Below are 11,367 nucleotides of genomic sequence, written 5' to 3'. Positions count from 1 at the left end.
ATCCGGGCGCAGGAGATCGTCGTGCTCACGACGGAGAGTGTGCGCCGCTGCGAGGTGTGATCGCGACGCCCGCGGGTGGCTTCGCCGACGGGCCGTCGGCGGGTCGGGCCCGTGGGCCAGACTGGGCCCGAACGGAAGGGGCGGCGGATGCGTGAGCGGTGGCGCGTGGACCCCGTGCTCGCCTCGTTCTGGGTCGGGCTCGCCGCGATCGTCGCCGTGTTCGCGATCGGCGCCTCGCTCGCCGCCGACTCGACGACCGCCGAGGTCTGCTCCGCGCCGCACTCCGTGCGGGTCCCCGACGTCGACTGCACCGCGCACCACCCCGGCGACACCTGGGTCTACTACCGCGCCGGGCAGGCCGTACCCGCGCTCGGCGGCCCGACCGCGGCCGGGTCGGGCGAGCCGCCCGCCGGGGACGCGCTGCCCGGGGTGCCCGATGACGGCGGGACCGCCGGGAAGTAGCGCCCTCCGTGCCGGGCGCGGCGACGCGCTCGCCGGGTTACCGTCGTCGCACGGGCGGGCCCGGCCCGTCGGATCCCGACGTCGAGGAGGGACTCGCCGATGCCGTCACGCCGGCTCCCCCGCTACTCCGAACTGAAGCCGTTGCTGGGGGTGCGCCCGCCGCGCCTGGACCCCGTGCGGCGCCGCCTCGAGTCCGCGTTCACGATCGCCGACCTGCGCTCGATCGCCCGACGGCGCACGCCGCGGGCCGTGTTCGACTACGTCGACGGCGCCGCCGAGCAGGAGATCAGCCTGCAGCGCGCCCGCGACGCCTACGCCCGCGTCGAGTTCGTCCCACGCATCCTGCGCGACGTCGGCGCGGTGGACACCTCGACGACGATCCTGGGCGTCCCCGCGTCGCTGCCGATGGTCCTCGCGCCGACGGGGTTCACGCGGATGATGCACCACGAGGGCGAGCGCGCCGTCGGTCGCGCCGCCGAGGCCGCCTCGGTGCCCTACGCGCTCTCGACGATGGGCACGACGTCCGTCGAGGACCTAGCCACCGCCGCGCCGCTGGGCCGGCACTGGTTCCAGCTCTACCTGTGGCGCGACCGGGACGCCTCCAACGACCTCGTCGAGCGCGCCCGCAAGGCCGGCTACGACACCCTCGTGCTCACCGTCGACACGCCTGTCTCCGGTGCCCGGCTGCGCGACTCCCACAACGGCCTGACCATCCCGCCCACGCTGACCGCGCGGACCCTGGCCGACATGGCCCGCCACCCGGCCTGGTGGGGCAACCTGCTCACCACCGACCCGCTCGAGTTCGCCTCCATGAGCTCCTGGAACGGCACGACCGCGGAGCTCGTCGCGCAGATGTTCGACCCGACCGCCGTCGCCGACGACCTCACCTGGCTGCGTGAGCAGTGGCCCGGCCACCTCGTCGTCAAGGGCGTCCAGCACGTCGACGACGCCCGCGAGGTGGTCGACCGGGGTGCCGACGGCGTCGTCGTGTCCAACCACGGCGGCCGCCAGCTCGACCGCGCCCCGACGCCGCTCGACCTGCTGCCCGACGTCGTCGCCGCCGTCGGCGACCGCGCCGAGGTCTTCGTCGACACCGGGGTCACGACGGGTGCCGACGTGGTCGCCGCCCGCGCGCTCGGCGCCCGCGCGACCCTCGTGGGCCGGGCCTACCTCTACGGGCTCATGGCCGGCGGACAGGCGGGTGTGGCCCGCGCGCTGGAGATCCTCGCCGCCGAGGCGCTGCGCACGATGCAGCTGCTCGGCGTCGAGCGCGTCGACGACCTCGACGGCCGCCACGCCCGGCTGCTCCCGCGCTGACGCATGTGAACGCTTCTGGTCGCCCGGAAGACCACGAGCGTTCACATGACTCAGGTCTTCGCGGCCTTGACGATCCCGTAGACCAACAGCCCGACGAGGGCGAGCACCAGGGCGACGGGGCTGAGGAGGCCGAGCAGCACCAGTCCGAGGACGATCGCGACCTTCTTGCCGGTGCTCAGTGCGCCCCACGCGCCCTTCAGCGCGCCGACCACCGGGTTCTTCCCCGCCATGTACGCGGTGCCGGCCCCAAACGCGGCGCCCAGTCCGACCCCGCCGTTCGCGGCGATCCCCTCGAGCTTCTCGGCGACGTCGTCGACCTTGTCGACCGCGGCCTCGGCAGCGCGGTCGACGAGCGCCGCGGCGAGGCGTTCCAGCGACCGCAGGACGAGTTTGCCCGGGCCGGTCCCGGCGGCGGCGTCGGCCGCCGTCGCCTCCGCGGCCGACGTGGGGGCGGGGGCAGCAGCCGGCTCGGCCGTGACGGTCATGACACGGAACGTTATCCGGGAGCGCCCACCCCCGGCGTCCACCGATCGCACGCAATCGGAATGGTCCGTCCGCTGCCGCCCACCACGAAGGGTCTGGCGATGTTCTGCTCGCCTGAGCTAGTTTCTGCTCATGCAAGCAATGTCGCTGACCGAGCGGGCCCGGCGGGAGCAGATCGTCTCGGCGGCCATCGAGGTCCTCGCCCGGAACGGGCACGCCGCGACGACGTTCACACGCATCGCCCGCCACGCCGGGCTGTCGAGTACCGGCGTGATCAGCTACCACTTCGCCGACAAGCAGGACCTCCTCGCCGAGGTGCTCACGACGACGGCCCGCGTCGCCGGCGGGCACATGGGACCCCGCATCGAGGCCGCGTCGGGGCACCGGGGGCGGCTGCGGGCGCGGATCGAGTCGAACGTCGAGCTGCTGGCGGTCGCGCCGTCCCACGTGCGCGCCCTACGGGAGGTCCTGGCCGCGTCCGCGTCCGGGTCGGCGCCCGGCGTCGAGGGTGACCCGGCCGGCCTGGTGTCGCGCGTGTCGACCCTCGAGGAGGGACTGCGCGACGGGCAGCGCGACGGCGCGTTCGGGGCGTTCGACCCCGCGGTCATGGCCCTCGCGGTCACGGGCGCGGTCGATGCGCTCGTCGCGGTCCCGCTCGCCGACCCCGATGAGGTCCGCCACCGGGCTCGCGAGCTGGCCGACGTGTTCGACCGGGCCACCGCCCCCGTCCGGGACCCTCGATGACGGCCGCGCTGGAGCTCACCGGCGTCTCGCGGCGCTTCGGCGCGACGCAGGCCCTCGACGGCGTCGACCTGCGCGTGGAGCCGGGGTCGTTCCTGGGGCTCGTCGGCCCCAACGGGGCGGGCAAGACGACGCTGGTGTCGATCGCCGTCGGGTTGCTGCGTCCCGACGCCGGGTCGGTGCGGGTCTGCGGGCACGACGTGCGGGAGGACCCGGAGTCGGTCAAGGCGGTGGTCGGTGTGCTGCCCGACGGGCTCGGGCTGCCCGGCCGGCTCACCGGCCGCGAGCTGCTGACCTACCTCGGGCTCCTGCGGGGGCTGCCGGCCGCGGTCGTCACGCGCCGCACCGACGAACTGCTCGCCGTCCTGGACCTCGACCGCGCCGGTCACACGCTGATCGCCGACTACTCCGCGGGCATGACCAAGAAGATCGGGCTCGCCGCCGCGCTGCTGCACGACCCGCGGCTGCTTGTCCTCGACGAACCCCTCGAGGCCGTCGACCCGGTGTCGGCGATGGCCATCCGCGCACTGCTGCAGGACGTGGTCGCCGCCGGCGGCACCGTGGTGTGCTCGAGCCACGTCATGGCGCTCGTCGAGCAGGTGTGCGACCACGTCGCGGTCCTCGTGGCCGGGCGCGTCGTGGCCGTCGGCCCGACCGAGGTGGTGCGCGACGGGCACCCGCTCGAGGAGACCTTCGCGTCGTTGGTCGGGGTGCCCGCGCGGCGGAGGCTGTCGTGGTTGGGCTCCTGATCCGCCTGCGCGCCGACATGGCGGCGCACACCCCGCCGCGCCGGCGGGGCTGGCTGCTCGCCGCCGGGGTCCTCGGCCTGCTCGCCGCGGCGAGCACGCTGTGGCTGGGCGCGCAGGGCGGCGCGGTGCCGGGCGCGGCCACCGACACCGTCGCCTTCGTGCTCGCGCTGTGGGTGGCGGGCCAGGTCGGGCAGGCCGCGCTCTCGGGCGGCGACCCCGTGCTGCCCCCGGAACTGCTGGCCCTGCTGCCGATCCCGCCGCGCACCCTCGCGGCGGCGCTGACCCTCGTGACGCTGCGCTCGCCCGGGACCGCGATCACCGCGCTCGCGCTCGGTGCCGTGATCGGCCACGCGGCGGGCGGAGGCGCCCCCGCGGTCGTCGTGGGCATCGTCGGGTGGGCGCTCACGCTGGCCCTCACCGTCGCGGCGGCCACGCTCGCGGGCGCGTCCGTCGCACCGACCGCGCGGCGCGGCCGGGACCTGGCCACCGGGGTCGTCGCGCTCGTGCTCGCCGCGGTGGCCCTCGCCGGGACGCTGCTCCCGCTGCTCGCCGGCGTGCTCGGCCACCGCGGTTCGCCCGTCCTGACCGCGGTGGTGCGGGCCCTGCCGTCGGGCTGGGCGCCGGTCGCCGTCGACGCGGCCGCCCGCGGCGACGCCACCACCGCCGCGCTCGCCCTCGGCGGGCTCGCCGCGGCCACCGTCGCCGCCCTCGCCGTCCTGCCCGCGGCGCTCGCCCGGCGCATCGCCGGGGCGGCGGTCCCGCCACGGGGCTCGGGCCACGGCCGGACCCGGGTGGCCGCGCCGCTGCTCACCTCGCCGACGGGCGCCGTCGTCGCCAAGGAGCTGCGGCTCTGGGTGCGCGACCCGTTGCGGCTGACCTGCCTGCTGATCGCGCTCCTGGTCAGCGCCGGCACCGCCCTGCTGCCCGCGACCACGTCGGGGGTCGCGGTGCTGTTGCCCTTCGGCGGGCTGCTCTGGACCGTGATCACGGCGGCCTGCGCGAGCAACCTGCACGGCCAGGACGGGACGATGACCTGGCCGACGCTGCTCACGCCGCACAGCGCCGGGCCGGACGTGCGCGGCCGCCAGCTGGCGTGGCTCGTCGTGTCCGCGCCGGTGGCCGTCGTCGCCGGGGTCGCCGGCACCGCGGCGTCGGGGCAGTCGTGGGCCTGGCCGTGGGTCGCGGCCCTCACCCCCGCGCTGCTCCTCGGCGGGGCGGGCGTGCTGATCTACGCCTCCGTCCGGATCCCGCTCCCCCTCGACGCGACCGGCGGCCCGACCCCGGCGTTCTCGGTCAAGGTCCAGGTCTGCCTCTACGCCACGGCCCTGACGGCCGCCCCGGCCGCGGTCGTGCTCGTCCTCGGCACCGTGACCGGTGACCTCCCCCTGGACTGGGCCGCCGTGCCGGTCGCCCTCGCCGTCGGGACGGTGCTGTTCCTCCTGGGTGCGCTTCGCGCTCGTGAGCACTATTCCGCCCTATGACACGGGAAAGTGCTCACGGGCGCGGAGCGCACCTAGGGTGCCGGCACCTCGAAGGCGTTGAGCAGCGCCGACGTCGCGAGGTACATGCCGATGAGGTGCACCATGTCGAGCACGCCGTCGCGGCCGAAGGCCCGCTCGGCCGCCGCGTAGGTCTCGGCGTCGACGCGGTGGCGGCGCACCAGCTGGTCGGTGAAGCGGTGCGCGGTGGCCTCGTCGCCCGCCAGGCCCTCCCCCGACCCGCTGCGGATGCCGTCGACGGCGGCGTCGGAGAGCCCGACCGCCCGCCCCACCGCGACGTGGGCGTAGATCTCGTAGTCGGCGTCCCAGGCGGTGCCGACGGTCAGGATCACGACCTCGCGGATCGCCCGGTCCAGCGACGAGTGCTTCTGGTCGTGCTGGACCCACTGGTTGAAGCCCTGCGCCTGCCCGGGTCGCAGCACGAAGGCGTTGAACGGGCCGAGGAGCCCGCCCTGGTCGTCGGTCGCGGCGAAGCCGGAGCGCTCGGCCCAGCGCACACTGCGGCCGCGGATCTCCTCGGCCACCGCGCGCTGGTCCTCGTCGAGGTCGAGGGTCTCGTTGCGCGGGAGCCGTCCGCCCCAGTTCTTCGCGTCCGCTGCCGGGTGCTCGGTCATGCCCCGACGCTAGCCGCGCGTCAGGCGGGGTCGCGCGACGGTTCCCAGCGGAAGAGCGTCGAGTCACGCCGCACGAACCCGACGCGCTCGTAGAGCCGGATCGCCGACTCGCGCGACGGACGCGAGGTGAGGTCGACGGTGCGCGCGCCCACCTGCACCGCGCGGTCCAGCGCGGCCCGCACCAGCGCCTCCCCGACTCCGCGCCCCCGCACGGCGTCGTCGACCACGACGTCGTCGACGTGCGCGCGCAGCCCGGTCGGCAGCGGGTAGGTCACGAGCGTCAGGGCCCCGACGACGTCGTCGCCGAGACGCGCGACGAAGAGCGTCGTGGCCTCGTGCGCGATCACCCAGGCGAGCGTCTGCTCGTCGAAGGTCGCACTGCGCGAGAGTTGCGGGAGGAGCCGTTCGACGGCGGCGCGGACGGCCTCGTCGAGCCGCTCCACGATCTCGATCGTGACGGTGGGGACAACGTCATCGGCCACCCGCGTCACGGTAGACCGCCGGGCTCACCGGGCTCACCGGGCTCACCGGGCCGGGAGCGCGGCGAGCACCTCGGCGGTCGTCGTCGTCTCGCCGATCTTCGGGAAGATCGCCGCGACGCTGTGCTGGTGGGTGGCCTCGTCGGTGTCGGCCATGGCGTCGGTGACGAGCACGACGTGGTAGCCGTGGTCGTGCGCGGCGCGGGCGGTGCCCTCGACGCCCATCGAGGTCGCCACACCGGTCAGCAGCACCTGCGTGGCACCGCGCCGGCGGAGCTGGAGGTCCAGGTCGGTCCCGACGAAGGCGCCGACGTTCCGCTTGGTCACGAGGGCGTCCTCGGGGTGGCCGGCGAGCTCGTCGACGATCTCGTCCCAGCCGGCCGGCGGGGTCCCGCCGACGCGCGGCCGGTCCGTCCGCCCCGGACTGAACCCGGCACCGTCGAGGCCGACCCGCACCAGCACGACCGGCAGCCCGCGTTCCCGGAACGCGTCCGCGAGCTCGGCGGAGCGCCCGACGACGTCGCCGATGGCGTGCGGGGTCGTGTCGCGGCTCGCGATGCCGCGCTGCAGGTCGACGACGACGAGCGCGGGTGTCGGGTCGAGCGTGGAGAGCGTCACGAGGGGTCCTCCGTGGGGGTGAGCCGGCCGAGCGAGCGGTCGGCGACGGTGATGACTCCGAACAGGGCGGCGGCGGCGAGCATGACCAGGGCGAGGTCGTGCACCCCGGCCGTCGTCGCGCCGTGGGCGAAGACGAGGCCGCCGGTGGTGGAGGCGGCGATCGCGCCGAGGTAGAAGAAGGTCCGCATCAGCCCGGCCGAGGACGCGACGCGGCCGGGGTCGCTCTGGCGGTAGACCGCGTTCTGCAGGGCGAGCGAGTTCAGCCCCTGCGGCACCCCGGCGACCAGGGCGACGACGACGATCAGCCAGATCGGGCTGGTGTCCCCGAGCAGGAGCACCAGACCGGCGAGCACGACCTGGGCCGCGGCCCCGACCAGCAGCTTGCCCCGCACCCCGCGACGGCGGCCGGTGAGCGCGGCGACCCCGATCCCGGTGACGAAGATCGGCAGCAGGATCAGGCCGGCCCCCGACGCCGGGAGGCCGCGCCCCTCCTCGAGCCACTGGGTGAAGCCGTAGAGCAGGCAGTACGAGACGGTCGCCGTCAGCAGGGCCCGCACGAACGTCACGAGCAACGGGACGTTGCCGCCCAGGACCCGCAGGTCCAGGAAGGGCGTGCCGGCCCGCAGCTCCCGGAGCACCAGGCCGGCCCCGGACACGACGACGACGGCGAGCACCGGCCACCACGCCGGGTGCATCAGGACGAGCAGCACCCCGACGAGCGTGACCGTGAACAGCGCGATGCCGGCGAGGTCGACGGTCGCCGCGAGGCTCGTCGTGCGGTCGCGGCGCGTGCCCCGCGGGAGCCGGCGGGCGCCGAGCACCAGGCAGGCGAGCGCGAGCGGGACGTTGACGGTGAACGTCGCGCGCCAGCCCCCGATCCCGACGAGCAGCCCGCCCAGCGTCGGGCCGATGACGGCGATCGTCTGGGTGGCCACGGAGAGGAGGGTCAGGATGCCCTCGGGGCTGTCCCGGCCGGTCCGGGCCGCCTCCCGCCGGACCAGTGACATCGCGGCCGGGTAGCCGGCGCACGTCCCGAGCCCGAGCAGGACCCGGGCGCCGACGAGCGTCCAGATGTCCGGGGCCAGCGCGCCGGCCAGCCCGCCGATCCCGACGAGCGCGGTCCCGAGGAGGTAGAGCGGGCGCGGCCCGTAGAGGTCGACCAGCCGTCCCGTCACCGGCTGGCCCACGGCGGTGGCGAGGTAGAGCCCGGACACCAGCCACGCCGTCTCGGTCGCCGGCGCGCCCAGCGCGACGCCGATGGGCACCAGGGCCACCGCGATGAGCGAGGAGTTCACCGGGTTGAGCAGCGACCCGAGGATCATCGGCGCGACGAGGCGACGGTCGAACGCGGCCGTGTCGGCCGGGCGGCGCCAGCGCGCGAGCAACGCCGTCACGGCTGCGCCACCCGGTCCAGCAGCGCCATCGCCTCGACGACGGTGGCGCACTCGGCCTCGGTCAGCCGCTCGCTGATCACGCCGGCGAGCCAGCCCTCCCCCGCCGCGCGGGAGCTCTCGAGCAGGTCCAGCCCGGCCGGGCTGATCGCGACGATCTGTCGGCGCCCGTCCCGGGGGTCCGGGGTGCGGGTGACGAAGCCGCGTTCCTCGAGCACCGAGATCGACAGCGCGACCGACTGCGGGCGGACCCCCTCGGCAGCGGCGAGCTCGCTCGCGCTGGCCGGGCCCTCGCGACGCAGCCGGCCCAGCAGTCCCGTCTGGGAGGCGGTGAGCTCGGCGCGGTCGTAGTGCTCGCGGAGCCGCCGCCGCAGCCGGCCCATCCCGGTCCGCACCGCCCGCGCGGCCTCGACGGCTGCGGCCGTCGGCTGCCTCGTCTCCATGTCGACCACGGTAGATGCACAGGCCAGACTGTTCAACTCAGCCTGTCGAATTTCTCGGTCGCCGCTCCGCCGACCGTCGAAGGGCGCCCCTCGCCGGATAGACCGACCGAAGGGCCCCCTCGCTCGGAACGGGCGTGCTGCTCCGCGACCGGCGGGGGGCGCCCCTCGCCGGATAGACCGACCGAGGGGCCCCTTCGCTCGGAACGGGCGGCCGTGACCGTCCGCCGCCGGCCGGGGACAGCTCGGCGAGCGTCACCCGCGACGACCGGTCGGCCGCGCCCGGACGAACCCCCGGTGTCGTCGCGCGCCCGAGCCTCGCCAGCGCCGGGCGTGCACCTCCCGGACGGCCGATCACTAGTCCAGAGGGCCGAACATCGGGGGCCACCCAGGCCTCCGCTGCGGGGCGCTCGCGCCGGACGGTCGGGCGCGGCGCCACCCGCGACCCGACCGCCCACCGCGCGGACGGCCCGACGAGGACCCCTCCCGGTCACGGAAAGGTCTCGATACGGTCTCGGCGACTCACCTCCCGGTGGGTCGACCCGGCCCACGCCCGGGCCGCCGTGCCCGTCCGGCGGCCCGCCTCCCCAGGGTGTGGACCGGGCCGCACACCGCACCGCGGTCGAGGACGGGAGCGACGTCACCCCGAGGCGTCGTGGACGACCGAGAAAGCGTCTCCATGCCAGGACGTCACGCCGTGATGGCGGGCCCCGTGTCCCTGCCGGTGTCCTTGCCCAGCTCCCTCACCAGCGGCTCGCTGACCCGTGCCGGGATCGCCGCGGCGCTCGTCACCGCGAGCGCCGCCGCCGTCGCCGGCTCCACCGGGGCCTTCGCCCTGTCGAGCTTCGACGTCTCGCACGCCGCGGCCGACCTGACGACCACCCACCCCGGCGCGGTCCCGGTGCCCGCGCCGCGCGCCGCCGTCACCCCCGTCGCCGCCACCGCGCCCGCCGCGGCCCCGGCCATCAAGCACACCTCCCCCACCGCGGCGAAGGCCGCCGCCGCCAAGGCCGCCGACGCGAAGGCCGCGGCGGCGAAGTCGGCGTCGGCGCGGGCCACCGCCGCCACGGCGAGCGCCCCCGCGGCACTCGGCTCCCTGGGCACCCGGATCGTCTCCACCGCGGCGCAGTACGAGGGCACCCCCTACGTCTACGGCGCCACCGGCCCGAGCTCGTTCGACTGCTCCGGGTTCACCCAGTACGTGTTCAAGAAGATGGGCATCAGCCTGCCCCGCACCGCGCAGCAGCAGTACGACGCCGCGCAGCACATCAGCCGGAGCCAGGCCCAGCCCGGCGACCTGGTCTTCATGGGCAGCCCCGACGGCATCTACCACGTCGCGATCTACGCCGGGAACAACAAGATCTGGACCGCGCCGGAGCCCGGCGAGTCGGTCAAGCTCGGCAACATGTTCGGCCAGGTCAGCTTCGGCCGGATGCGCTAGCGCATGTGAACGGTTCTCGTCGCCCCGACGACGAGAACCGTTCACATGGCGGAACGCCTCACCTTCCCCGCGTCGTCGCGCAGCGGGTGGTCCACCAGCTCCACGGTCCGCGGGATCTTGTGACGGGAGAGCCGGTCGGCGAGTTCGCCGGGCAACCGCCCGGCGAGCCCCGGCCCGGCCCCGGGCACCGGCTGGACCACCGCGTGCACGACGCGCCCGAGGTCCTCGTCCGGCACGCCGACGACGACCGCGTCGGCCACCTCGGGGTGCGCGACCAGCGCCGCCTCGACCTCCGCGGGGTACACGTTCGCCCCGCCCACGACGATCATGTCGGACCGCCGGTCCGCGAGGTACAGGTAGCCCTCGTCGTCGAACCAGCCCATGTCCCCGAGCGACTCCCACCCGTCGAGCACCCGCGGACGCGCCCCGAGGTAGTGGTAGGTCGGCGCGCCGTCGGGACGCATCCACACCTCGCCGACGACGCCGGGCGGGCACTCGCGCCCGTCGTCGTCGCACACCCGCATCCGCCCGCGGGTGACCCGCCCGACCGAGCCCGGGTGCGCGACCAGCGCCGCCTCGACCTCCGCGGGGTACACGTTCGCCCCGCCGACGACGATCATGTCGGCCCTCCGGTCCGCGAGGTACAGGTAGCCCTCGTCGTCGAAGGAGCCCAGGTCGCCGAGGGACTCCCAGCCGTCGAGCGCCCGGGCCCGCGCCCCGAGGTAGTGGTAGGTCGGCCCGGCGTCGGGACGCATCCACACCTCGCCGACCACCCCCGGCGGGCACGGGCGAAGGTCGTCGTCGCACACCCGCATCCGCCCGCGGGTGACCCGCCCGACCGATCCCGGGTGCGCGAGCCAGTCCCGCCCGTCGATCATCGCGCTGGCCTGCGACTCCGTGCCCGAGTACAGCTCGAGGAGGATCTCGGGAGTGGGCAGCCGCGCCAGCCAGCCCCGCTTGACCTCCGGCGGGCAGGGCGCGCCGACGTGCAGCGCGGTCCGCAGGCTCGACAGGTCCGCCGCGTCCCACGCCGCCGCAGGCAGGCGCAGTATGCGCCCCATCATCGTCGGGACCAGGTAGAGCCAGGTGACGCGGCGCTCGCCGACCAGCTCCAGCGTCCGCGCCGCGTCGAA

At 75.6% G+C, this 11,367-nt stretch carries 13 protein-coding genes; 6 read left to right on the top strand and 7 right to left on the bottom strand.

Annotation, left to right across the window (positions count from 1 at the left end):
• Positions 1-147 precede the first annotated feature (147 nt).
• Together AC0CYZ_RS18085 and AC0CYZ_RS18080 are read left to right on the top strand one after the other, a co-directional pair.
• The gene (locus tag AC0CYZ_RS18085) at positions 148-462 is read left to right on the top strand and encodes a hypothetical protein (protein WP_472217802.1); all 315 of its coding nucleotides are present in this window, start codon (positions 148-150) and stop codon (positions 460-462) included.
• A 99-nt stretch (positions 463-561) separates the two neighbouring features.
• Positions 562-1,779 (top strand): alpha-hydroxy acid oxidase, encoded by a 1,218-nt coding sequence (locus AC0CYZ_RS18080; protein WP_472217801.1) that lies wholly within the window; start codon positions 562-564, stop codon positions 1,777-1,779.
• Positions 1,780-1,829: 50 nt separating this feature from the next.
• Here AC0CYZ_RS18080 and AC0CYZ_RS18075 read toward each other — a convergent pair whose 3' ends face one another.
• On the bottom strand, positions 1,830-2,264 hold the full coding sequence (locus AC0CYZ_RS18075) for a hypothetical protein (RefSeq protein WP_472217799.1): 435 nt from the start codon (positions 2,262-2,264) through the stop codon (positions 1,830-1,832).
• 130 nt (positions 2,265-2,394) lie between these two features.
• On the opposite strand from AC0CYZ_RS18075, the gene AC0CYZ_RS18070 reads away from it, so the two are divergent.
• From AC0CYZ_RS18070 to AC0CYZ_RS18060, 3 genes are read left to right on the top strand one after another with little or no spacing between them, the layout of a single operon-like run.
• Positions 2,395-3,006 carry a TetR/AcrR family transcriptional regulator gene (locus tag AC0CYZ_RS18070; RefSeq protein ID WP_472217797.1) on the top strand — a complete coding sequence of 204 codons (612 nt, stop codon included), beginning with the start codon at positions 2,395-2,397 and terminating at the stop codon, positions 3,004-3,006.
• Positions 3,003-3,752: an ABC transporter ATP-binding protein gene (locus tag AC0CYZ_RS18065; RefSeq protein ID WP_472217795.1), complete on the top strand. Its 750-nt coding sequence runs from the start codon at positions 3,003-3,005 to the stop codon at positions 3,750-3,752. The genes AC0CYZ_RS18070 and AC0CYZ_RS18065 overlap by 4 nt, the downstream gene beginning before the upstream one ends.
• Positions 3,737-5,233, top strand: a complete 1,497-nt coding sequence (locus tag AC0CYZ_RS18060; RefSeq protein WP_472217793.1) for a hypothetical protein — start codon at positions 3,737-3,739, stop codon at positions 5,231-5,233. The genes AC0CYZ_RS18065 and AC0CYZ_RS18060 overlap by 16 nt, the downstream gene beginning before the upstream one ends.
• A 32-nt stretch (positions 5,234-5,265) precedes the next feature.
• On the opposite strand, the gene AC0CYZ_RS18055 is transcribed toward AC0CYZ_RS18060, so the two are convergent.
• Genes AC0CYZ_RS18055 through AC0CYZ_RS18035 form a run of 5 tightly spaced genes read right to left on the bottom strand, consistent with a single transcriptional unit; the run spans position 5,266 to position 8,796 of the window.
• The gene (locus AC0CYZ_RS18055) at positions 5,266-5,865 is read right to left on the bottom strand and encodes a carboxymuconolactone decarboxylase family protein (protein ID WP_472217791.1); all 600 of its coding nucleotides are present in this window, start codon (positions 5,863-5,865) and stop codon (positions 5,266-5,268) included.
• A 20-nt stretch (positions 5,866-5,885) separates the two neighbouring features.
• A complete protein-coding gene (locus AC0CYZ_RS18050) occupies positions 5,886-6,347 on the bottom strand; it encodes a GNAT family N-acetyltransferase (RefSeq protein ID WP_472217789.1) in 462 nt (153 codons plus the stop codon).
• A 42-nt stretch (positions 6,348-6,389) separates the two neighbouring features.
• Entirely contained in the window at positions 6,390-6,962 is a 573-nt protein-coding gene (locus tag AC0CYZ_RS18045) for an isochorismatase family protein (RefSeq protein WP_472217787.1), read from the bottom strand.
• A complete protein-coding gene (locus AC0CYZ_RS18040) occupies positions 6,959-8,356 on the bottom strand; it encodes an MFS transporter (protein WP_472217785.1) in 1,398 nt (465 codons plus the stop codon). Before AC0CYZ_RS18040 ends, AC0CYZ_RS18045 begins: the two co-directional genes overlap by 4 nt.
• Positions 8,353-8,796 (bottom strand): MarR family winged helix-turn-helix transcriptional regulator, encoded by a 444-nt coding sequence (locus AC0CYZ_RS18035; RefSeq protein WP_472217783.1) that lies wholly within the window; start codon positions 8,794-8,796, stop codon positions 8,353-8,355. The genes AC0CYZ_RS18040 and AC0CYZ_RS18035 overlap by 4 nt, the downstream gene beginning before the upstream one ends.
• A 697-nt stretch (positions 8,797-9,493) precedes the next feature.
• Between AC0CYZ_RS18035 and AC0CYZ_RS18030 the strand changes: the two genes are divergently transcribed.
• A complete protein-coding gene (locus tag AC0CYZ_RS18030; protein ID WP_472217782.1) occupies positions 9,494-10,234 on the top strand; it encodes a C40 family peptidase in 741 nt (246 codons plus the stop codon).
• A gap of 41 nt (positions 10,235-10,275) precedes the next feature.
• Here the strand turns inward: AC0CYZ_RS18030 and AC0CYZ_RS18025 are convergent.
• The coding region (locus AC0CYZ_RS18025; protein WP_472217780.1) for an AMP-binding protein at positions 10,276-11,367 on the bottom strand (1,092 nt) is incomplete at its 5' end.

Source organism: Actinomycetospora sp., assembly GCF_055612215.1.
Note: the sequence above shows the minus strand (reverse complement) of the source record. Positions and strands in the feature narration are given on the sequence as shown.